The 22,152-nt window shown below is 62.0% G+C and carries 15 protein-coding genes and 5 pseudogenes; 12 read left to right on the forward strand and 8 right to left on the reverse strand.

Features of this window, described 5'->3' with window-relative positions:
- Positions 1 to 244: pseudogene (locus tag ACK59L_RS04180) on the reverse strand (hypothetical protein); the annotation flags it as partial.
- A 94-nt stretch (positions 245 to 338) separates the two neighbouring features.
- On the opposite strand from ACK59L_RS04180, the pseudogene ACK59L_RS04185 reads away from it, so the two are divergent.
- The 7 genes and pseudogenes from ACK59L_RS04185 to ACK59L_RS04215 form a co-directional block, all read left to right on the forward strand.
- Positions 339 to 881, forward strand: a pseudogene (locus tag ACK59L_RS04185) (ATP-binding protein); the annotation flags it as partial.
- A 212-nt stretch (positions 882 to 1,093) separates the two neighbouring features.
- Entirely contained in the window at positions 1,094 to 1,558 is a 465-nt protein-coding gene (locus ACK59L_RS04190; protein ID WP_409272066.1) for a helix-turn-helix domain-containing protein, read from the forward strand.
- Positions 1,558 to 2,133 (forward strand): PIN domain-containing protein, encoded by a 576-nt coding sequence (locus tag ACK59L_RS04195; RefSeq protein WP_409272068.1) that lies wholly within the window; start codon positions 1,558 to 1,560, stop codon positions 2,131 to 2,133. The genes ACK59L_RS04190 and ACK59L_RS04195 overlap by 1 nt, the downstream gene beginning before the upstream one ends.
- A gap of 175 nt (positions 2,134 to 2,308) precedes the next feature.
- Positions 2,309 to 3,085 (forward strand): alpha/beta fold hydrolase, encoded by a 777-nt coding sequence (locus tag ACK59L_RS04200; RefSeq protein WP_409272070.1) that lies wholly within the window; start codon positions 2,309 to 2,311, stop codon positions 3,083 to 3,085.
- Positions 3,085 to 3,882 carry an SDR family NAD(P)-dependent oxidoreductase gene (locus tag ACK59L_RS04205; protein WP_409272072.1) on the forward strand — a complete coding sequence of 266 codons (798 nt, stop codon included), beginning with the start codon at positions 3,085 to 3,087 and terminating at the stop codon, positions 3,880 to 3,882. Before ACK59L_RS04200 ends, ACK59L_RS04205 begins: the two co-directional genes overlap by 1 nt.
- A gap of 130 nt (positions 3,883 to 4,012) precedes the next feature.
- A pseudogene (locus tag ACK59L_RS04210) lies at positions 4,013 to 4,210 on the forward strand (LysR family transcriptional regulator); the annotation flags it as partial.
- A pseudogene (locus tag ACK59L_RS04215) lies at positions 4,207 to 5,463 on the forward strand (mechanosensitive ion channel domain-containing protein); the annotation flags it as partial. The pseudogenes ACK59L_RS04210 and ACK59L_RS04215, both read left to right, overlap by 4 nt.
- Before the next feature lie 29 nt (positions 5,464 to 5,492).
- On the opposite strand, the gene ACK59L_RS04220 reads toward ACK59L_RS04215, so the two are convergent.
- Together ACK59L_RS04220 and ACK59L_RS04225 are read right to left on the reverse strand one after the other, a co-directional pair.
- Positions 5,493 to 6,779, reverse strand: a complete 1,287-nt coding sequence (locus ACK59L_RS04220; protein ID WP_409272074.1) for an NAD(P)/FAD-dependent oxidoreductase — start codon at positions 6,777 to 6,779, stop codon at positions 5,493 to 5,495.
- A gap of 159 nt (positions 6,780 to 6,938) precedes the next feature.
- Entirely contained in the window at positions 6,939 to 8,429 is a 1,491-nt protein-coding gene (locus ACK59L_RS04225; RefSeq protein ID WP_058638851.1) for an aldehyde dehydrogenase family protein, read from the reverse strand.
- Between the two features lie 133 nt (positions 8,430 to 8,562).
- Here ACK59L_RS04225 and ACK59L_RS04230 point away from each other — a divergent pair, with 133 nt between their 5' ends.
- Both ACK59L_RS04230 and ACK59L_RS04235 read left to right on the forward strand, forming a co-directional pair.
- Positions 8,563 to 9,453: a LysR family transcriptional regulator gene (locus ACK59L_RS04230; RefSeq protein WP_058602794.1), complete on the forward strand. Its 891-nt coding sequence runs from the start codon at positions 8,563 to 8,565 to the stop codon at positions 9,451 to 9,453.
- Between the two features lie 137 nt (positions 9,454 to 9,590).
- Positions 9,591 to 10,985, forward strand: a complete 1,395-nt coding sequence (locus tag ACK59L_RS04235; protein WP_409272076.1) for a VOC family protein — start codon at positions 9,591 to 9,593, stop codon at positions 10,983 to 10,985.
- A 38-nt stretch (positions 10,986 to 11,023) separates the two neighbouring features.
- Here the strand turns inward: ACK59L_RS04235 and ACK59L_RS04240 are convergent, their stop codons facing one another.
- The 3 genes and pseudogenes from ACK59L_RS04240 to ACK59L_RS04250 all read right to left on the reverse strand — a co-directional run bounded on the left by ACK59L_RS04240 (position 11,024) and on the right by ACK59L_RS04250 (position 14,004).
- Positions 11,024 to 11,884 (reverse strand): methyl-accepting chemotaxis protein, encoded by an 861-nt coding sequence (locus ACK59L_RS04240; RefSeq protein WP_392515906.1) that lies wholly within the window; start codon positions 11,882 to 11,884, stop codon positions 11,024 to 11,026.
- A pseudogene (locus tag ACK59L_RS04245) lies at positions 11,879 to 12,922 on the reverse strand (Cache 3/Cache 2 fusion domain-containing protein); the annotation flags it as partial. The pseudogene ACK59L_RS04245 and the gene ACK59L_RS04240, both read right to left, overlap by 6 nt.
- Before the next feature lie 155 nt (positions 12,923 to 13,077).
- Positions 13,078 to 14,004 (reverse strand): LysR substrate-binding domain-containing protein, encoded by a 927-nt coding sequence (locus ACK59L_RS04250; protein WP_409272078.1) that lies wholly within the window; start codon positions 14,002 to 14,004, stop codon positions 13,078 to 13,080.
- A gap of 154 nt (positions 14,005 to 14,158) precedes the next feature.
- On the opposite strand from ACK59L_RS04250, the gene ACK59L_RS04255 reads away from it, so the two are divergent.
- Complete coding sequence (locus ACK59L_RS04255) at positions 14,159 to 15,547, forward strand: NorM family multidrug efflux MATE transporter (protein ID WP_197844308.1); 1,389 nt, start codon at positions 14,159 to 14,161, stop codon at positions 15,545 to 15,547.
- A gap of 48 nt (positions 15,548 to 15,595) precedes the next feature.
- Here ACK59L_RS04255 and ACK59L_RS04260 read toward each other — a convergent pair whose 3' ends face one another.
- Positions 15,596 to 17,263, reverse strand: a complete 1,668-nt coding sequence (locus ACK59L_RS04260; protein ID WP_409272080.1) for a putative bifunctional diguanylate cyclase/phosphodiesterase — start codon at positions 17,261 to 17,263, stop codon at positions 15,596 to 15,598.
- 290 nt (positions 17,264 to 17,553) lie between these two features.
- On the opposite strand from ACK59L_RS04260, the gene rep reads away from it, so the two are divergent.
- Together rep and xpt are read left to right on the forward strand one after the other, a co-directional pair.
- The gene (rep, locus tag ACK59L_RS04265; protein WP_058638846.1) at positions 17,554 to 19,563 is read left to right on the forward strand and encodes a DNA helicase Rep; all 2,010 of its coding nucleotides are present in this window, start codon (positions 17,554 to 17,556) and stop codon (positions 19,561 to 19,563) included.
- A gap of 62 nt (positions 19,564 to 19,625) precedes the next feature.
- Positions 19,626 to 20,198 carry a xanthine phosphoribosyltransferase gene (gene xpt, locus ACK59L_RS04270; RefSeq protein WP_409272082.1) on the forward strand — a complete coding sequence of 191 codons (573 nt, stop codon included), beginning with the start codon at positions 19,626 to 19,628 and terminating at the stop codon, positions 20,196 to 20,198.
- Positions 20,199 to 20,257: 59 nt separating this feature from the next.
- Here xpt and ACK59L_RS04275 read toward each other — a convergent pair whose 3' ends face one another.
- A complete protein-coding gene (locus ACK59L_RS04275; RefSeq protein WP_409272084.1) occupies positions 20,258 to 22,114 on the reverse strand; it encodes an acetyl-CoA hydrolase/transferase C-terminal domain-containing protein in 1,857 nt (618 codons plus the stop codon).
- Between the last annotated feature and the right edge of the window lie 38 nt (positions 22,115 to 22,152).

Here is a 22,152-nt window from a genome sequence, read left to right on the forward strand (position 1 = left end):
CAGCCGTGGGCCTATATTCAATCTGTCCTTTATCCGAGAAAATAAGAACGTGATTGCCAAACACAACCAACAAGTCGCACAGCTCTTCTCCTTGCCCCTTTCGCTGACCTTTTTCATCTATTTTTAAACCTTCATCGGTATAAACATTTGCAAAAGACCAGAGTGATAAAAATGCTTTATCACCTAATTTAGCAAGTAGCTTTTCAGACTTATTGAAGGTTTCTGACTTCTTTATATTTCTCATGAAGGTCTCAATCCATAGAGGTCTGCTTTATCTTACCAGCCAAGCAGCTAGGCGACATCATTGAGCCAGTATCAATGTGTGATAAATAACCCTACCCTTGGAATCAGGCGAGATCGTGATCGCCAGGGCGCGGGATAAAGTGCGCTTCCCTGCCCGCTTTCAGTTAGTCGCCGCCATGAACCCCTGCCCCTGCGGCTACCTGGGCGACCCCACAGGGCGATGCCGTTGCAGCACCGAACAAATCTCCCGTTATCGCAATAAACTGTCAGGCCCGCTGCTGGACCGGATCGACTTGCACCTGACCGTGGCGCGCGAGAGCACCACACTCAACAATCGGCCCTGCGGACAAAGCAGTGCCGACGTCGCCCTCCAGGTCGCGCATGCCCGGGACGTGCAACAGCGTCGGCAAGGGTGCGCCAATGCATTTCTCAACCTGGACGGGCTGCGCCAGCACTGTAGCTTGGCAGCACCTGATCAGGCTTGGCTGGAAGGCGCCTGTGAACGGCTGACGCTGTCGCTGCGAGCAGCACACCGATTGCTCAAGGTCGCCAGGACACTGGCAGACCTTGAGGGATGCACGGCGATTGGCCGGGCGCATCTGGCCGAGGCCCTGCAGTACCGTCCTGGGGGTGGCTGAGGGGCGAACCCGTTAGCCGCAAGCGCTTGGCTAGGCGGAAGCAGCCTACCTCATGTACATCGCATCAACCTCTAGATTGGAAGACGCGCCTCTCTGAAAACCTAATCGCGGTTTCGTTTGTTTCGAATATTGTGCATTTCGTTTGTTTCGAATATAAAGGGGCTATCTGTCGTACTAACCGCCAGGATTCTTATTAACGACTGGAGAAACCCATGACCACCGCCGATCTCGCTCGATCCATCCTTCCAGATGAAAAAGCGATCGCCGCGGCTACTGAGTCAAGCCGCCAGATTGCCGCTTTCGTCTCAACGAAGTTGGATACTCAGCGCATTGAGCTGGTAGATGAAGCTGAGCAACGGCAGACCGTTGAACTGCCAACGTTCGCGCTCAGATTGCTCGGCGACATACTCAACGAGCTGGCCTTGGGCAACACCGTAAAAGTGGTGCCCATCCATGCGGAACTGACCACTCAGGAGGGTGCCGATATGCTCAACGTCTCGCGTCCTCACTTGGTCAAGCTGCTGGATGAGGGGCTTATTCCACACACCAAAACCGGCAGCCACCGCCGTGTAAAATTCACCGACCTAATGGCCTACAAGGCTGATCGTGACAAAGCAAGCCAAGCCGCCATGGATGAACTGGCTGCACAAGCCCAAGAACTCAATATGGGCTATTAATGAGGCACTCACCTTTTACTGTTATCTACGACGCCTGCGTGCTTTATCCAGCACCATTGCGTGATTTGTTGATGCATCTGGCTCTGACTGGCGCATATCGCGCGCGTTGGTCCGAGAAAATCCACGATGAATGGACACGAAACGTGTTAAAAAACCGTCCTGATGTGTCAAAAACACAGCTTGATCGCACCGTCGGATTTATGAATCAGGCGATTCCTGACTCCCTGGTAAGTGACTACGAGCCGCTTGTGCAAGGGCTTGACCTTCCTGATGGAGACGACAGACACGTCTTGGCAGCGGCGATCAAATGTGGCGCCTCGGTGATTGTCACGTACAACCTCAAAGATTTTCCGGCCAAGATCCTGAAACGTTTCGAGATCGAGGCGTTGCATCCCGATGTATTCCTTTCCGACATCTGGGACCTTGATCAAGCAGCTGTGCTCAAGGCCGTCCAGAAGCAGCGCGCATCCCTTAAAGATCCGGTTTACTCGCCCCGCGAGCTACTGGACATACTCCTCAAGCAGCGGCTCCCAGAGATCGTCAAGCACCTCTCGAGCTACGAGCTGCTGATCTAATAATCTTGGCCGGGCGCATCTGGCCGAGGCCCTGCAGTACCGTCCTGGGGGTGGCTGAGGGGAAACCTGGATGCCCACCCCGCAGAAACAATGCTGCCCAGTGCCCGCAGCGCCTGAATGAACTTCCCCAGCCGCTCCGCTTTCCATCTATAAAGCGAACGACTTCAGGTGCTCGATGCTCCCATACAGCCAGCAAGGCCGCGGTCCCGTTACCTTCGTGTTGATGCATTTTCTGGGCGGCTCGCACCGAACATGGTCCGCCACCCTCCCTTACCTGGACCGAGCGCATGCCTGCGTCGCCCTGAACACACCCGGGTACGGCGACGCCAATGACGTCACCGGCTATACGGTCGACGAAATGGCCGACCAGGTCGATGCGAGCATCCGGGAGCTTGGGCTCAAGCACTGCATCCTTGTTGGCCACTCGATGACCGGAAAAGTCGCGGTCGTGCTGGCCGCTCGCCGCCCGGACTACCTTCAGGGCCTGATCCTGGTCGCCCCATCACCCCCTGGCCCCCAGCCGATGAGCGATGAAGACCGCGACCAGCAACGGGCCTACACCGCCAGCCGGGAGCAAGCCGAAGCCTTCGTCGACGACTCGAGCTACCACAGGCTGCCCGATGCCCTGCGCGAAGTCGCCATCGCCGACGCCCAGGCCGTCAACCTCGACGCCTGGCGTGCCTGGGTCGATCACGGCAGCCGCGAGGACTGGAGCGATCGCATCGGCCTGCTGCCCTATCCGGCCCTGCTGATCTGCGGCGCCGATGACCGGCAGGTGCCCGACGCCCAAGAGCAGCGGCGCACGACCTTGTCGCACTTCCCTAACAGCACTGTGCTTACCCTGCCTGGTGCGGGGCACCTGATGCCTTACCAGACCCCTCAGGCATTGGCCGAGCCGATGCTTGATTTCGCAAGACCTATCGCTGCTGAACTTTCCCTGGGAGATCGTTGATGGATTTAGGTTTGAACAACCGTGTGGCCCTGATCAGCGGCGCAGCTGGCGGTATTGGCCTGGCCACCGCTCGCCTACTGGCCGAGGAAGGTGTGAAGCTGGTATTGACTGACATCGACCAAGGTAAACTCGAAGATGCCGCCAAGGCGTTGGGTGGCGCGCCCTTGCTCATAGCGGCGGACATGACTCGCCAGGACGAGGTGAACAACTTGGTCCGGCAAGCCGAAGAACGTTTCGGTCAGGTAGACATCGTGGTGCACACTGCGGGTGTGACAGGCGCCAAGGGTGACCCGCTGGAAATGAAGGACGAGGACTACCAGGAAGCCTGGGATACCGACTTCTTCACCGCCGTGCGGGTGGCGCGGGCCACCCTTCCGGCGATGCGCAAGCGAGGCTGGGGACGGTTGGTGTGCATCACCTCCGAGAATGCCGTGCAGCCTTACTGGGAAGAGGCTGTGTACAACGTCGCCAAGGCCGCACTGGCTGCGTTCATCAAGAACCTGTCCTACAAAGAGGCGGCGCATGGGGTGCTGTGCAACACGGTGTCGCCGGCCTTCATCGAAACCAACATGACCGATGGCATGATGAAACAGCGCGCCGAAGAGAAAGGCGTGAGCTTCGAGGAGGCTATCGAAAGCTTCCTCGAAGAGGAGCGGCCCGGCATCGTGCAGAAGCGTCGAGGCAAGCCTGAAGAGGTCGCGGCCGCGATCGCGCTGCTGGTTTCGGAGCGGGCTTCGTTCATCAATGGCAGCAACCTGCGGGTCGATGGCGGCTCGGTGCAAAGCGTCCAGAACTGAACCAGCACGGGCGCTCGGGCCGGGGCGGGCCCGAGCGCGCTCCGCGCCCCAAGCGCCAGATCCACCATCCAGCCGCCAGGAACGTTAAACTGCGCAGGCCGCCCTTGGCGGGTTCTGTGGAGACGCATTCTTGGAAGACCTCAACTCACTCTACTACTTCACCCAAGTGGTCGAGCACGGTGGCTTCGCCCCGGCGGGTCGGGCGCTGAACATGCCCAAGTCGAAACTCAGCCGACGCATTGCCGACCTCGAAGAGCGTCTGGGCGTGCGCTTGCTGCAGCGCACCAGCCGCCACTTCGCACTGACCGAGATCGGCCAGGCCTATTACAGCCCGCGCCTTGGGTGGACGACGTTGCCCGCAACTTGCTGGCCACCGTGCTTGCCATTGCCTGGTGGCTGTTTGGCGCGCGTACCGTCACAGTGGTTTTCGGCCTGTTGTTGGTGGCGCGCGGCAGCCACGGCGGCCGCTTGCTGCAGGATGTGCTCGGCGCATTGATCTTCATCGTCGCCGTGGTGGCGGCGGCCGGCTATGTACTGCAATTGCCCGTCAAGGGGCTGCTGGCCACATCGGGGGTGATGGCCATCGTCATCGGCCTGGCATTGCAGAGCACCCTGGCAGACGTATTCAGCGGCATCGTGCTCAACACCACGCGGCCCTATCAGATCGGTGACGCCATTTCCATCGATGGCACGGAGGGCAAGGTGCTGGACATCGACTGGCGCGCGACCCGGCTGCTCACCAGCAGCGGCAGCCTGGCGGTCATCCCGAACTCCGTGGCTGCCAAGGCCCGCTTACTCAACCATAGCCGTCCGGCTGATGTGCATGGGGTGTCAATCAGCGTGGTCGTGCCTGCCAGCGTGCGCCCTGGCAAGGTGTTCGATGCACTGGAAAAGGCGCTGCGCGGTACCCGTGCGATTCTCCCCGCACCCGCCCCCAAGGTAGCCGTGAAGACCTCGACGCTCGATTCGGTGGAATACGAAGCCAGCGGTTTCATCGCCGACATGAGTGGCAAGAACGCTACGCGCAACCAGTTGTTCGACCTGGCCCACCGGCACCTGGAAGCGAACGGGGTGCTCTGGAACCAGGACTTGACGATGCCGCCGCGCAGTCGTCAACGGGAGGTGCTGGACGAGGTACGGGTGTTTCGCGCCCTGAGTGATGAAGAGCGTGACACACTGAGCCAGCACATGACCGCCGTCGAGTACCTGGCTGATACGACGATTCTGGAGGTGGGCAAGCAGTCCGAGCACGTGCTGATCATAGGGCGAGGTGTCGTATCGGCGGCGGTGCTGGAGGATGGCAAGCGCCTGGAGGCCGGACGCATGGGCCCAGGTGAAGTACTGGGCATCGACGGGCTCGTTGATGAAGACGACTCGCTGGTGGAGTTCAGAACCTTGACCAGTTGCCTGCTGTATCGCATCGACAAGCAACGGGTCAAAGCGTATCTGCAGCAACATGGCGATGTGCAGACCGCCTTGAGCAAACTGCAACGCGTCCGGCGTCAGGGCCGCGAATCGCTACTCTTGCACAAGCCTGTTTCCATCAGCAAAGGCGGTTTCCTGAGCTGGCTGCACAAATGACGCGTTACCTGCCGGTGTGGGGCGTTGCCTCACAGCACCACGCGCAGGCACTGGCCGGCGTGATACAGCGAGAATCCGGACTCATAGAACGCCGTGCGCAGTGAGGTCGCGCTCACGCCTTTCATGGTCGAGAACGGTATCGGCAGGCTGGCTGCTTCCCCTTTTGACAGAAATTCGGCGAACGCCCGGCCAATGACGGTGCCGGTGGTATTGCCACGCCCGTTGTAGCCGGTGACCGCCACCAACCCAGGGGCGGGTTCGAACAGACGCATCAGGTGGTCGGGCGTAAAGTCGATGCAGCCGGTCCAATGCATGTCCCATTCGACCTTGCCAAGCGCAGGATAGTAGTGACGCTGGATACGGTCGGCCCAACTGCGCACGAACCACGCGGGCTTGTTGTCGACCCGGCCCAGGCTGCCGAGCAGCAAACGGCCCTGGTCATCGCGGCGAATACTGCTGAGCACGGTGCGGGTATCCCAGGAGCCTTGGCCGTGAGGGAGTATCTTGTCGGCCTGCGCGCCCTGCAATGGCTTGGAGGCAACCTGGTAGTAATAGCCCTTGAAGAACTGCTTTTGCAGGTTGCTCCAGTCCCCTTCGGTGTAGGCGCCCGTGGAGATCACCACCTTCTCGGCGCGCACCGAACCGCGTGCGGTCTGCACACGCCAGCCGTCGCCCTCGCGCGTCAGGCCCTGGACTGAGGACTGCTGGAACAGCTTGCCACCCAGGCGCACCACGGCAGCTGCCAGGCCCTGGGTGTAGCCCATCGGGTTGATGGTGCCGGCACGGCGGTCGAGCAAGGCGGCGGCGATCTTGTCGGTACCGCAATATTCCTGGCACTGTGCGCCGGTCAGCAGTTCGACATCGGCACCGCGCCGTCGCCACTGCTCGTGGCGGGCCTGCAGATCGGCGATGCCGGTGGCGTTATGTGCCATGTGCAGGGTGCCCTGGTGCCGTGCCTGACAGTCGATGCCCAGGCGTTCGATCATGGCGAACACATCGGCCGGGGCCTGACCCAGCACCGTGTTCAACCGGCTGCCTTGCTTCTGGCCCAAGGTGGCTTCAACGTCGTCCGGGCGAATCCAGGTACCGGCATTGACCAGCCCGACGTTACGGCCAGAGCCGCCGTGGCCCACCTTCCAGGCCTCCAGCACGATCACCGACTTACCCTGCTCGAGCAGGTGAATGGCCGCTGACAACCCGGTAATGCCGCCGCCGATCACGCAGACATCGGCGTGGTGTTCCCCCGCCAGGGCCTGGACGGTCACGCTTGGCACGGTGACGCATTCCCACAAGCATTCTTGACGCAGTTCGGACATGGCCCGGCTCCCGCAATTTATTCTTGTTCGAGACCGCCGTGCGGCCTTTCGCAGCCAAGCCCGCGTCCCCAGGCATCGAGGCATACGCACCGATCCTGATGGAGGCGGGCTTGGTCGCCCACCAAGGGCCGTGCCCCTGGTTCTACACAATCACGCTAGTCAGTCGAACACGATGCCCTGCGCCAGTGGCAACTCACGGGAGTAGTTCACGGTATTGGTCTGACGGCGCATGTAGCCTTTCCAGGCATCGGAACCGGACTCACGGCCACCACCGGTCTCCTTCTCACCCCCGAACGCCCCGCCGATTTCAGCACCGCTGGTGCCAATGTTGACGTTGGCGATACCGCAATCACTGCCAGCCGCGCTCTGGAAACGCTCAGCCTCGCGCAGGTCGGTGGTGAAGATGCAGGACGACAAGCCCTGGGGGACCTCGTTGTTCAGGCGCAAGGCTTCGTCGAAGTCATCGTAGGCCAGCACATAGAGAATCGGCGCGAACGTTTCATGGCGCACCACCTCGCTTTGCCCAGGCATTTCAGCAATGGCAGGCGATACGTAATAGGCATTGGGATACTGGTCGGCCAACTGGCGCTCACCCCCGAACACTTGGCCGCCTTCGTCGCGAGCCTTGGCCAGGGCGCCTTGCATGGCATCGAACGAGGCCTTGTCGATCAGGGGCCCAACCAGGTTGTCCTTGCGCGGGTCGCCAATGCGCACCTTGCCGTAGGCGGCTTTGACCCGAGCCAGTACTTCATCCTTGATCGAACGGTGCACGATGAGGCGGCGCAGCGTGGTGCAGCGCTGCCCGGCAGTGCCGACTGCCGAGAAGAGAATGCCCCGCACGGCCAGGTCCAGGTCGGCGCTAGGTGCCAGGATCATTGCATTGTTGCCGCCAAGTTCCAGGATGCTGCGGCCAAAGCGTGCCGCTACACGCGGCCCGACTTCACGGCCCATGCGCGTGCTGCCGGTGGCACTCACCAGGGCTACGCGGGGGTCATCGACCAGGGCTTCGCCTGCTTCACGGCCGCCGATGACCAGCTGCGCAAGACCTGCCGGCGCATCACCGAAGGCTTTCAACGCCTTGTCGAACAACGCCTGGCACGCCAGGGCGGTCAATGGCGTTTTCTCGGAGGGCTTCCATACCACCGAATTGCCGGCCACCAGAGCCAGGGCGGTGTTCCAGGACCAGACCGCCACCGGGAAGTTGAACGCGCTGATCACACCGACCACACCCAGCGGGTGCCAGCTTTCGCGCATGTGGTGGCCAGGACGCTCGGAGGCGATGGTCAGGCCGTATAACTGACGTGACAGCCCCACTGCAAAGTCGCAGATGTCGATCATTTCTTGCACTTCGCCCAGGCCTTCCTGGGTAATCTTGCCTGCTTCGATCGAAACCAGTTCACCCAGGTCTGCCTTGTGCTCGCGCAATACTTCGCCGAACAGGCGCACCAGCTCACCCCGACGTGGGGCAGGCACGCTGCGCCACGCCTCGAATGCCTGCTGGGCCTGCTCGATACGCGCGGTGGTCTCGGCTTGACCGAGCAGCGTCACCGAAGCGATCTGGCTGCCGTCGATTGGCGTGTGTACAGCGTAATCGCCTTGGGTGTAAGCCTGGGCAGCAACGCCCAGGCGCTCGAGCAATCCAGCAACCATTGGTGTTCTCCTACATGGGTAGACAGGTTGGATATGATGTGGATCAGTATTAATCCGATCAGTTAAGCGCAACAAACGACCTTTATTCCGCATATCATTCCGTCAGGTAATGATTCGAGCCCGTGAGAACGCTATGTCAAAACGTCTGGTGCCGTCCATGACCGCCCTGCAGTGCTTTGAAGCTGCAGCCCGCCACTTGAGCTTCACCCGAGCCGCCGAAGAGCTGCATTTGACCCAAAGTGCGGTCAGCAAGCAGGTGGCGCAGCTCGAAGACCTGTTGCGTCACCACCTTTTCCTGCGCATTCGCCGACGTTTACAGCTCACGCCAGCCGGCAGCCTCTATCTGGCCGAGGTGAACAAGATCCTCACGCAGGTCGATATGTCCAGCCGCTACGTCCTGACGTACGGGGAGCAGACCGAGATCCTGAAGGTCGCGACGCAGCCAAGCTTCGGCGTGCGCTGGCTGATCCCCCACCTCAAGGGCTTCGGCCGGCGGCACAGCAACATTCACTTGGACATTCGCAACGAAATGGAGCCCTTTTCACTGTTGCAGGGCTCGGCCGACGTCGTGTTCTTCTACGGCCAGGGCACCTGGCCGGGGGCCAGCTGCATCGAGCTGTTCGGTGAAGAAGTCGTGCCGGTGTGCTCGCCAGAGCTGCTGGCAGGCCGTGACCTGCCGAGTGCCGAGGCATTGACCGACTTGGTGTTGCTGCAAAGCACTTCACGGCCAGAAGCCTGGCACGAATGGTTCCTGGAGCAGGGCCTGCAAAGCGTCAGCGCGTACCACGGCCCGCGCTTCGACACGTTCTACATGGCCCTGAGCGCTGCCCAGGCCGGTTGCGGGGTGGCACTGGTGCCGCGCTACCTGGTGGCGAAGGAGCTGGCCGAGGGCAGCCTGGTCGTGCCCTGGAATCATGCGATGCGCAGTGCCGGCGCGCACTACCTGGCGTATGCCGAACATGCCGCGGAAGTGCCCAAGGTGCGGGCGCTGGTGGACTGGATCGGTGAGCAGCTGCAGGCATGAAGCCCTCGACAGGAGGAGCACCCTACGCCTGTCGATGTCGATCAAAAAAGGAATGACACGCCTACTTTTTTTCGCTTGTGGCCCGGGTGCATTCCCCGCTTTCATGTAAGGGTCAGCCATTAACCAGGAATCCAGCGATGCCCGCCCATGATTTCGTCAGCCCCGACAGCATCCGTGCGCAGTTTTCTGCCGCCATGTCGCTCATGTACAAACAGGAAGTGCCGTTGTACGGCACGCTGCTGGCGCTGGTGAGCGAAATCAACCAGCAGGTGATGGCCGAGCAACCAGAAGTGGCGCAGGCGCTGCGCTGGACAGGGGAACTCGAGCGGCTGGGCCATGAACGCCATGGTGCCATCCGCGTGGGTACGGCCGAGGAGCTGGCGACCATCGCGCGACTTTTTGCGGTCATGGGCATGCAGCCAGTGGGCTACTACGACCTCAGCAGTGCTGGGGTCCCGGTGCACTCCACCGCATTCCGTGCCGTGCATGAGCAGTCGCTGCACGTCAGCCCGTTCCGTGTCTTCACCTCGCTGTTGCGCTTGGAGCTGATCGACAACCTGCAGTTGCGGGAAATGGCCAAGGATATCCTGGCCAAACGCCAGATCTTCACCCCTCGCGTACTCCATCTGATCGAGCAGCGCGAACGCGATGGCGGCTTGAATACCGCAGATGCCCAGACTTTCGTACAGGAAGCCCTGCACACCTTCCGCTGGCACCGCGACGCTACCGTCACCGCCGAGCAGTACCAGCAGCTGCACGACCAGCACCGCCTGCTTGCCGATGTTGTCGCGTTCAAGGGCCCGCACATCAATCACCTTACTCCGCGCACCCTGGATATTGATGCCATCCAGCTCGGCATGCCGGCCAAGGGCATCACGCCCAAGGCCGTGGTCGAAGGCCCCCCTCCCCGCCGCCACCCAATTCTACTGCGCCAGACCAGCTTCAAGGCCTTGCAGGAAAAGGTCGTATTCTGCGGTCAGCACGGTAGCGAAGGTAGCCACACCGCGCGCTTTGGGGAAATCGAGCAACGTGGCGCGGCGTTGACGCCGAAGGGGCGCCAGCTCTATGACAAGCTGCTCGACAGGACTCGCCTTGCATTGGGTGGTGCACCCGCCGAGGCCAATGCCCCACAGTACATGGCGATGCTCACAGACACCTTCGCCGCCTTCCCGGACGACCTGATGCAGATGCGTGAGCAGGGCCTGGCGTATTTTCGCTACTTCGCGACCGAGAAAGGCCTGGCCGCGCGCGGTGAACAAGGCAGGCCAACTACCCTGCAAGAGCTGATCGACGCAGACCACGTGCATTTCGAGGCACTGGTATACGAAGATTTCTTGCCGGTAAGCGCCGCAGGGATCTTCCAGTCCAACCTGGGCGACGATGCCCGGGCCGAGTACGGCAGCAACGCCAACCGCGCAGCCTTCGAAGCGGCGCTGGGGCTGCAGGTGCAGGATGAACTGGCGCTCTATGCGCAAAGCGAGCGCCGCTCGCTGCAGGCGTGCGCGCAGGCACTGAACCTGGTATCGCTGTAAAGCGACAAGTTGAAGGGGCACTTGGGTGCCCCACCGTGTCAGCGGAAACGGTCCACTTCCTGACGCAACTGCGCTGCCAACCCTTCCAGCTCCCGCGCTGTTAATGCCAGCTCGTTGGCCACCTCGCGCTGCTCACCGTTGGCCTGGGCGATGCTCTGCAAATTGCGGCTCAGCACGGTCGCTGTGCTGCTCTGCTCCTGGGTCGCCGTACTGATCACGGCAAACTGCTCACCCGCCGCACGGCTTTGTTCGTCGATGCGGGCAAGTGCCTGCGCGACCTTGCCATTGCGCTCCAGGCCGTCCTGCATCAGCTGGTTACTCTGCTCCAGTGTGGTGATGGCATGCCCGGTCTGCTGCTGGATGCTGGTGATCATGCCGGATATTTCATCGGTGGCCTGACGGGTTCGCGCTGCCAGCCCACGCACCTCGTCAGCCACCACTGCAAAGCCACGCCCCTGCTCACCGGCACGGGCCGCTTCGATGGCAGCATTCAAAGCCAACAGATTGGTCTGCTCAGCGATGGCGGTGATGACACTTATGATGCTGCCGATCTCTTGCGAACGTGCACCCAGGCTGTTCACGACCGTGGCTGTGTCACCCAGGGCATCGGCAATCTGCTTGAGCGAGTGCGACGCTTCGTCCATGGCGCCGCGGCCCACGCGGGTCTGCTGGGCATTGTCGCGGGCCATGCGCTCGGTACCAGCCATGTTGTCGGCGATGTTCATGGACGTGGCGCTGAACTCTTCCACCGCGCCCGCCATGCTGGTGATTTCGCCTGATTGCTGGTCCATGCCCACACAGGCGCCAGCCGACAGGCCTGACAGCGAGCGGGCGCGGGTGCTGACCTGCTCGGAGGCACTGCGGATGTGCTCGACCATGTTGGAGAGGGCTTCACCCATCGTGTTGAAGCTGCGCGCCAACTGCCCGATTTCATCGTGGCTGGTCACGTTCAGCCGTGCGTTCAGGTCACCCGCTCCGAGCGCTTGTGCTTGCCGTACCAGATCATCCAGCGGGCGCAGCTTGCGCCTGAGCAACCACAGCGTTGCAGCCACGGCCATGAGCATGGCCAGCACGCTGCCGACGGCAAGGCGCAGACCCACGCTCCAGGTTACCTCGCGGATCTCTGCCAGGGGCATGCTCGCAACCACCGTCCAGGGTCCTTGGGCAAAGGGCGCCGTCGCGCTGTACAGCGGCTGCTCGGCATTGGCCGGCGGCACCAGCCACTGGCCCTTTTCATCCTGCAGTGCCAATGAACCGGTTTGGCCAATGCGGAAGCGTTTGAGGTTGGCGAACTGGGCGTTCTGCGCATCGGTGTAATCGAAACCCACGAACAGCACCGCGATCACCCGGCCATTACCGTCGGTCATCGGCACATAGCGCGTCATGTAGTTGCGGTCGAACAACACGGCACGGCCAACGTACATCTGCCCGGCCAGTAACTTGGCGTAAGCGGGGTGCTGGCGGTCGAGCTGGGTACCGATGGCGCGGCTGCCGTCCTGTTTCTTCAAATTGGTGCTGATGCGCACGAAATCGTCGCCACTGCGCACGAACACCGTGGCGATACCGGCAGTCATCTGCTGGAAGTCGTCCACTTGCTGGAAGTCGTTGTTCAATAACTGATCGCCCAGGTACAGGGCCGGCGTTGCGTACCCTGCGACCTGCACGGTCTGCCCTGCATGCAGCGACAGCCCTGATGCGAAGCGTCGCTCGAACAAGCCGCTCAAGCGCTGGGTATTGTCCTTGAGCGAGCCGTGGAACGTGTCAAGCTGGTCGGCCAGCAAGCGCGCCTCACTGGCCAGGTGGGCCTGGCGCGTAGCGAGGTTGGCATCGTCCAGTGAACGCAGGGCAAAAAGGGTACTGCCGGAAATCACCAGCGCCAGCACGATGGCGAGGGCGATACCGAGTTGCGAGGCAATCCGGGCACGCGGTTGAGGCATGGGCAAGCTCCTGGCAAGAGGCCGGGATCATCCTGATCACGCTGACCACCCGCTTTTATTTGACGGGAAGCGCGCCCTCTTCCGGGACGCTGGTGCCATTTGATCGGCGTCGGCGCCGAATACTTGAGTGTCGGACCGGGATATAGCGCTCGTAATCAAAGGGCTGGCAGGATCACCACCTCGGGTAGCGCCATGGCATTCACCTCGGCTTGCAGGAAGGCACTGAGGCGGCGCAGGCGCTCGCCGCCCGGCCGGGTCCGCGGCCATACCAGGTAGTAGTCCATGCCGCTGGGGACTGCTGTCGGCCATGGCAGGCTCATGCGCCCCTGCGCCACATCTTCGGCCACCATCATCAGGTCACCAATTGAAACACCGTAGCCTCGGGCCGCTGCAATCATGCCCAGTTCCAACGTGTCGAACACCTGCCCGCCCTTGAGCGAAACCCTGCTACTCAGGCCCAGGCGCTCCAGCCATACCCGCCAGTCACGCTTGTCCATTGTAGGGTGCAGCAGTTCGCTACTCGCAAGGCGCGTCGCGTTCCAGGGCCCGTCATCCAACAGCCCTGGTGCACCCACCGGCACCAGCAGTTCGGGGAACAGCTTGCGTACCTCCCACTCCGCCGGGAACACCCCATCGCCCAGCAGCACCGCGCAATCGAAAGGTTCCTGGTTGAAGTCCACATGGTCGACGTCCATCCAGGCACTGGTCAGTTGCACTTCATTGCCAGGTTGCAGCCGACGGAAGCGGCTCAGCCGGGCCAGCAACCAACGCATGGTCAAGGTGGACGGCGCCTTCATGCGCAGCATCTCGTCTTCACCGCGCAACGTGTCACAAGCACGCTCAAGCGCTGCAAAGCCTTCGCGCACACCCGGTAGCAGCACCCGTGCAGCTTCGGTCAGTTGCAGGCTGCGGCCACTGCGCACGAACAGTCGGCAGGCAAAGTGATCCTCCAGCGTGCGAATGTGCCGGCTGACCGCGCTTTGGGTAATGGACAACGCTTCGCCAGCACGGGTGAATGAGTTCAACCTCGCCGTAGCTTCGAATGCACGCAGCGCATACAGGGGCGGTAGCTTTCGGGTCATGAGGTTCCTTGTTCGGCGGAGAAACGGCGACCTGCGCATCATATCGCCATGATTAAAACTCATGCCAATGATCGCATTTATCCTTTTGTTAAAAGCTGACCCAAGCTTCAGAATCGCCCTTCGTCCGCCACCGTCTTCGCCAAGGATCACATCCATGCACGTCGCACCTACCCACGAGCTCAAGGCATTACTGCGCTTGGCAGGCCCGCTGATCGCCTCGCAGCTGGCGCACATGCTCATGGTACTGACCGACACCCTGATGATGGCACGCATCAGCCCGCAGGCCTTGGCCGGTGGCGGGTTGGGCGCGGCGGGCTATTCGTTCGTGTCCATCTTCTGCCTGGGCGTCATCGCGGCGGTCGGCACCCTGGTAGCCTTCCGCCGAGGCGCCAATGACATCGAGGGCGCCACACGGCTGGCGCAAAGCGGCCTGTGGCTGGCCTGGGGCCTGGCCTTGTTCGCGGCGCTGGTGCTGTGGAACCTCGAACCTGTGCTGCTGCTTTTCGGGCAGCAGCCTGACAACGTCGCCTCGGCGGCCGAGTTTCTCACCCTGCTGCCGCTGGCGTTGCCGGGCTACCTGACCTTCATGGCCTTGCGTGGCTTCACCAGCGCCCTGGGCCGCTCTACGCCGGTAATGGTGATCAGCCTGGTAGGCACCGTACTCAACTACTTGCTGAACGTTGCGCTGATCGAAGGCATGTTCGGCCTGCCCAAGCTTGGTCTGATGGGCATCGGCCTGGTCACTGCGGTGGTCTCGATGGGCATGGCCATTGCCCTGGCGCTGTACATCCGCTGGCACCCGGCCTATGCCGCCTACCCGCTGCGCAAGGGCCTGTCGCGGCCATCGCTGCCAGCGTTGGGCGAGCTGTGGCGGCTGGGGCTGCCGATCGGCGGCACCTACATGGTGGAAGTAGGGCTGTTCGCTTTTGCGGCGCTGTGCATGGGCGTACTGGGCAGTACCGAGTTGGGCGCGCACCAGATCGCCCTGCAGATCGTGTCGACCGCCTTCATGGTGCCCACTGGCCTGTCCTATGCCGTGACCATGCGCGTAGGCCATTACTACGGTGCGGGCAACTTGCTCGCCGCGCGCAGCGCTGGCCGGGTGGGGATCGGCTTCGGGGCCATGCTGATGTTCGCCTTCGCTGCGCTGTTCTGGTTGCTGCCAGACGCATTGGTAGGGCTGTTTATCGACAGGGCCGACCCGGCGTTTGCCGCCATCTTCCAGCTGGCGGTCCAGCTGCTGATGGTAGCCGCCTGGTTCGAGCTGTTCGATGGCGTGCAGACCATCGCGATGGGCTCTATTCGTGGACTGAAAGACGCCAAGACTACGTTCCTGATCGGGCTGGTGTGCTACTGGCTCATCGGGGCACCCAGCGCCTGGTTGTTCACTTTCGTCTTTGGCGGGGGCGCGGTGGGCGTCTGGTGGGGGCTGGCCTTGGGGCTGGCGTGCGCCTCGGTGGCGCTGACCTTCGGCTTCGAATGGCGGATGCGGCGGCTGTTGCGCCACGCCGGAACACGCGCCGCAACGGCCACATCTGCCTGATTTCAACCCATTGAGGTGGCTTTGCGCATTGGCCAGGGGGGCGGACAGCTAGCCTGCAACCCCCACTTGGCGGTGTGACGACTGCAGCAGGAACGGGATCAGCGCGTCTACCGGCAGAGGCTTGCTGACCAGGAAACCCTGTACCTGGTTGCAGCCAAACCCGCGCAGCAAGGCCAATTGCGCTTCGCTTTCGACGCCCTCGGCCACCACTTCGAGGTTGAGATTGTGGGCCAGGTTGATCATGGCATGCACCAGCTTGCGGTTCTCTTCGCGCATATCCATCTGCGCAACGAAACTGCGGTCCACCTTGAGCAAGGTGATCGGCAGGCTGTTGAGGTGCACGAACGAAGAGAACCCTGTGCCAAAGTCGTCCAGCGAGAAGCGCACGCCCAGGCGCCCCAGTGCATCCATGGTCTGACGCACCCGCTCATTGCGCCGCATCACGGCCGTTTCGGTCAGCTCGAATTCCAGCCAGTGGGCATCGACACCGTACTCGGCGATCAGCCGGCTCAAGGTTGCCAGCAACTGGCTGTCCTGAAACTGCCGGAAACTGAGGTTGACCGCCATGTGCAACGGCGCAAGCCCCTGCGTGTTCAGGGCCTGCATGTCGCGCAGGGCACGGGCGATGACCCAGTAACCCAGCGGCACGATCAGCCCGCTTTGCTCGGCCAATGGCACGAACTCACTGGGCGGCAGCAAGCCCCGTTCGGCGTGGCGCCAGCGCACCAGCGCTTCGAGACCGACGACCCGCCCATCAGCCAGGTTCAAGCGCGGCTGATAGTGAAGTTCCAGCTCGTCACGGCGCAAGGCCCGGCGCAGCTCGCTTTCGAGATCGGCCAGGCTGCGTGCGTGGCGATTGATGCGCTCGTTGAAGACATGGAAGGTACAGCCCTGGGTGGCCTTGGCCTGACGCATGGCGATGTGCGCATGCCACATCAGCGGGTCGGCGCCACTCTGGGCGCGGGCGTGGGCCAGGCCCAGGCTGCAACCGAGCAGCAGGCTTTCGCCATCGACCCAGTAGGGCTCGGCTAATGCCTCGACGATGCGCTCGGCCATCCACTCGGCACGCCCTGGGTCGCGGCGGGTGTCGATCAGCAAGGCGAACTCGTCACTGCCCAGGCGTGCCAGCTGGTCGCCTGCTTCGAGTTGATGCTTCAGACGTAGCACCACCTGCAGAATGAGGCGATCCCCACTCTGGTGCCCCAGGGCGTCATTGACATGGCGAAAGTTGTCCAGGTCCAGATGCCCAAGGGCGACGCCGCGCCCGTCATGGTCGGCCAAACGCGTGGCCAGCAAGGCCTGGAAGCCCTGGCGGTTGGCGATGCCAGTCAAAGGGTCTTGCTCGGCCAAGCGTTGCAGGGTGGCTACCAGTACACCTCGCTCGCGCACGTGGCGCAGGCACCGACGCAGGCTGTCGACATTGACTTGGTCGCTCACCAGCCAGTCGCTGACGCCGCTGGGCGCCGCCTCTGGCTCGCTGTGCAACAGCAGGATGGTCGGCAGGTCACAACGACCGGGTGCTGGCTGCAACGCCGGCGTGGTCAGCACCACGGCCTGCCGGTCGCGGCTGAACAGACTGTCGACGGCATCCCAGTCGGGTGCCGTGAGCAGTACGGCCGCGCCCTTCAAGGCAGGCATGCACGCGTGCAGCAAGGCCGCCCACTCGGGCTCACTGGCCAACAGCAGCAAACGCATAGGTTCGACAGGCGCGGACAAGACGGCTCCTTAAGGCTCGACGATGCAACGTAGACCGATGAATAGGCCGACGCATTCAATGGAAATGATTTTCACTTGTAAGCGCGCCTTTTAACAGCCTGGTCCGACGTATTTTGTCGTGCATCCTGCGCGAAAGCAGACAAACCAGCAAATACGATTTTTTCAGGCGCAAGCATTAGCGGCGCTAATGATCGTTTCGAAAGTCTGACTCGAACGTCAGACGGTCACGCCATGAACACGCATGCCTGTTAGAATGCGCGGCTATTTTCTGGCGACCCCCGGTTTCTAGCATGTCCCGACTCAATCCCCGGCAGCAGGAAGCCCGTGACTATGTCGGCGGCCCTCTTTTGGTGCTCGCCGGTGCAGGTTCGGGCAAGACCAGCGTCATCACGCGCAAAATTGCCCATCTCATCCAGAACTGCGGTATTCGCGCCCAGTACATCGTGGCCATGACCTTCACCAACAAGGCCGCCCGCGAGATGAAGGAGCGGGTTGCCAGCCTGCTGCGTCCGGGCGAAGGCCGAGGGCTGACGGTCTGCACATTTCACAACCTGGGCCTGAACATCATCCGCAAGGAGCACGAACGCCTGGGCTACAAGCCTGGTTTTTCGATCTTCGACGAGTCGGATATCAAAGCCCTGCTGTCGGACATCATGCAGAAGGAGTACTCCGGCGACGACGGCATCGACGAAATCAAGAACATGATCGGTGCCTGGAAGAACGACCTGATCCTGCCTCCCGAGGCCCTGGAGAAAGCACGCAACCCGCGCGAGCAGACCGCTGCGGTCGTTTACACCCACTATCAGCGCACGCTCAAGGCGTTCAACGCCGTGGACTTCGACGACCTGATCCTGCAACCGGTCAAGTTGTTCCAGGAACACCCCGAGGTGCTCGAGCGCTGGCAGAATCGCGTGCGTTATCTGTTGGTCGATGAATACCAGGACACCAACGCCAGCCAGTACCTGCTGGTGAAGATGCTGATCGGCATGCGCAACCAGTTCACCGTGGTGGGCGACGACGACCAGTCGATCTACGCCTGGCGCGGCGCGCGCCCCGAGAACCTGATGCTGCTCAAGGAGGACTATCCCTCACTGAAAGTGGTCATGCTGGAGCAGAACTACCGCTCCACCAGCCGCATCCTGCGCTGCGCCAACGTGCTGATCGCCAACAACCCGCACGCGTTCGAGAAACAGCTGTGGAGCGAGATGGGCGTGGGCGACGAGATCCGGGTGATACGTTGCAAGAACGAGGATGCCGAGGCCGAGCGCGTAGCGATGGAAATCCTCACGCTGCACCTGCGCACCAACCGTCCCTACAGCGATTTCGCCATCCTGTACCGCGGCAACTACCAGGCCAAGCTGATCGAGCTGAAGTTGCAGCACCACCAGGTGCCTTACCGTCTTTCCGGCGGCAACAGCTTCTTTGGCCGTCAGGAAGTCAAGGACCTCATGGCCTACCTGCGCCTGCTGGTGAACCCTGACGACGACAACGCCTATCTACGTGTCATCAACGTGCCGCGCCGGGAAATCGGCTCGACCACCTTGGAAAAGCTCGGCAACTATGCCACCGGCCGGGGCATTTCGATGTATGCCGCCAGTGAGGAACTGGGCCTGGGCGAGCACCTGGATGCGCGCTACACCGAGCGCCTGCAGCGCTTCAAGCACTGGCTGGACGGCGTGCGCCACAAGGTGGCGCTGGACGACCCCATAGCCGCCCTGCATGAAATGATCCGCGACATCGACTACGAAAACTGGATCCGCCAGCAGACCGCCAGCGACAAGGCCGCGGAGTTTCGCATCAGCAACGTCTGGTTCCTGGTCGAAGCGCTGAAGAACACCCTCGAGAAGGACGAAGAGGGTGACATGACCATTGAGGACGCCATCGGCAAGTTGGTGCTGCGCGACATGCTCGAGCGCCAGCAGGAAGAGGAAGAAAACGCCGACGGTGTGCAGATGATGACCCTGCACGCGTCCAAGGGCCTGGAATTTCCCTACGTGTTCATCATGGGCATGGAGGAGGAGATCCTGCCTCACCGCTCCAGCATCGAGGCCGACACCATCGAGGAAGAGCGCCGCCTGGCTTATGTGGGTATTACCCGCGCACGCCAGACGCTGGCCTTCACGTTCGCCGCCAAACGCAAGCAATACGGGGAAATCATCGACTGCACGCCCAGTCGCTTCCTCGACGAACTGCCCCCCGAAGACCTGTCCTGGGAAGGGCTGGACGATGCACCGGTCGAGGTCAAGGCCGCACGCGGCAACAATGCCCTGGCCGACATCCGGGCGATGCTCAAACGCTGATCAACCATTACTCTTAAACACTGCCGCTGTTTGCGGCCATTTTTGTTCCGAGGAATACCATAGTGGAAGCACTGCATCAGAAGATTCGCGAAGAAGGCATCGTGCTTTCCGACCAGGTTCTCAAAGTCGATGCGTTTCTCAACCATCAGATCGACCCGGCGCTGATGCAGCTGATCGGTGACAAGTTCGCCCGCCTGTTCGCCGATGCCGGCGTGACCAAGATCGTCACCATCGAGGCGTCGGGCATCGCGCCTGCGGTGATGACCGGGTTGAAGCTGGGCGTGCCGGTGATCTTCGCGCGCAAGCACCAGTCGCTGACCCTCACCGAAAACCTGCTGACGGCTTCTGTGTATTCGTTCACCAAGCAGACCGAGAACACCGTGGCCATTTCGCCGCGCCACCTGAGCAGCAGCGACCGGGTGCTGGTGATGGATGACTTCCTGGCCAACGGCAAGGCGTCCCAGGCGCTGATATCGATCATCAAGCAGGCCGGGGCGACCGTGGTAGGCCTGGGGATCGTGATCGAGAAATCGTTCCAGGGCGGACGCGCCGAGCTGGATCGCCAAGGCTATCGCGTGGAGTCGCTGGCGCGAGTGAAATCGCTGGAAGGCGGTGTGGTCAGCTTCATCGAGTGATGCGGCATCGGCTCGCTCGCATCCGGGCACAGGGGGCTGCGTGGCAGCCCCTGTCGTTTTCAGGTCGCCGCCAGGCCCGCCAACAGCAACCGTTGGTACAGCGCTTCTTTTAGCCCCTGAGGCTGGTCAAGTTGCATCCGTGCCAGATGCCGCTCATATCCTTGCGGCTCTGGCGCCTCCAGCGTGGCCTTGCCCAGTTCGAGCGCCTCGCTGAGCTTGAACTTGCTTTTCAACCAGTTCAGTGCCCGTAGCAAGTCCTGCTCTTCAACCGTGAAATCGGTCCCCATGGGGTATTCCGGGAACAGCTGTGGGTGCTGTGCCTGGACCGCGGCCAGGCGCTGCGGCGTGTTATCGGCAAAACGCCTGTCGAGCTGAAAATCTTCCGCCAATTTGCCAGCGTTTTTGGCCTGCTCGATCAGGCTCTCCTGGAACCGGGCGTCACACACCGCAAGCAATCGCGCAATGACCTCGCTGTCGGTCTGCCCCCTGAGGTCGGCGATGCCATATTCGGTCACCACGATATCGCGCAGGTGGCGGGGAATGGTGCAATGGCCGTAGTTCCAGAAGATGTTCGACGACACCTCGCCGCCCGCTTCGCGCCAACTGCGCAGCAGCAGTATCGAGCGGCCACCTTCCAGCGCGTGCCCTTGGGCGACGAAGTTGTACTGCCCACCTACCCCGCTCAACACTCGCCCGTCTTCGAGCTGATCGGCCACACCCGCACCGAGCAGGGTCATGCCGAACACCGTATTGATAAAGCGTGCGTCTTGTCGCTGGCGACGCTTGAGCTGTTCGTCACCGTAGAGCTCGTTGACGAAATTGATCCCGGTCATGGCAAACCGTGCGCGCTGCTCAAGGGTCATGTCGCGCAAGCGCTGGTAGAACGCTTGCGGGCCGAGGAAGAACCCCCCGTGCAGGATCACTCCCCGGTCATCCACAGCACGCCGCAGCACGCCCGCCTCGGCCAGCGCCAACAGCCCGTTGACGAACATCTCGCTACAGCCGTACAGCCCCTGGTCGAAGGGCGCGAGCCCCCCTTCCCGCTCGATCAGTGCCTGCGTGGTGCCCGCGCCAAGGCCGTCGAGCGCTGCACGGTAGGCAACGTTATCGCTCTGGCGGGCGAGTAGCGCGGCGGCAACCGCATCGCCCATGGCACCAATGCCGATCTGCAGGGTGCCGCCGTCGCGCACCAGGCTGCTGGCATGCAGGCCAATGCAGTGGTCCTGCGTGGTGACCGGCATGTTGGGCGTTGAAAACAGTTGGCGCTGCTCGGCTTCGTCCAACAACAGGTCGAACGCATCCATTGGCAACTCGGCATCACCGGGCATGTACGGTAGCTGCGCATGCACCTGGCCCAGCATGAGAATGGTCTCGCCGGCGGCACGACGGCGTTCGACCATGGGTAACAGGTCCAGGGTGATGTCCGGGTTGCAGGCCAGGCTCAGGTGGACGGGCCGCTCCGGCGTAGCCGCCACCAGCTGGGCGATGAGGTTCAGGCCCTTGGCATTGATGTCTCGCGCGGCATGGCTGTAGTTGCTGCTGACGTAATCCTGTTGGGCCGACTCACTGGCAAGCAGGCTGCCAGGCTGCATGAAGAACTGTTCTACGCGAATGTTCGGCGGCAGGCTGTCATTGCGCAGATCGACCAGATAGTGAAGCTCTTCGTAGTCGCCGAACACGCGCTCGACGAAGGGCTCGAGCAAGCGTTGCTGCAAGCCATCACCCAGCGCTGGTCGCCCCAGGGAGAGGGCTGTATAGATGGTCAGACGGCGTTCGGGCAACTCACGGATGCGGGCATAAAGTGCGTTGACGAACGCATTGGGTTTGCCCAGGCCCAGCGGCAGGCCCATGTGGATATGGGTTGGCAGGCGGGACAGGACCTGTTCGACGGCCTGGTCGATGGAACTGAGGTGCATCGAGGCCTCCTGGTTCGTGCTTGGGTTCAGGAGGTTCG

This window comes from Pseudomonas sp. KCJK9111 (assembly GCF_046231935.1).
Taxonomy (GTDB): domain Bacteria; phylum Pseudomonadota; class Gammaproteobacteria; order Pseudomonadales; family Pseudomonadaceae; genus Aquipseudomonas; species Aquipseudomonas parafulva_B.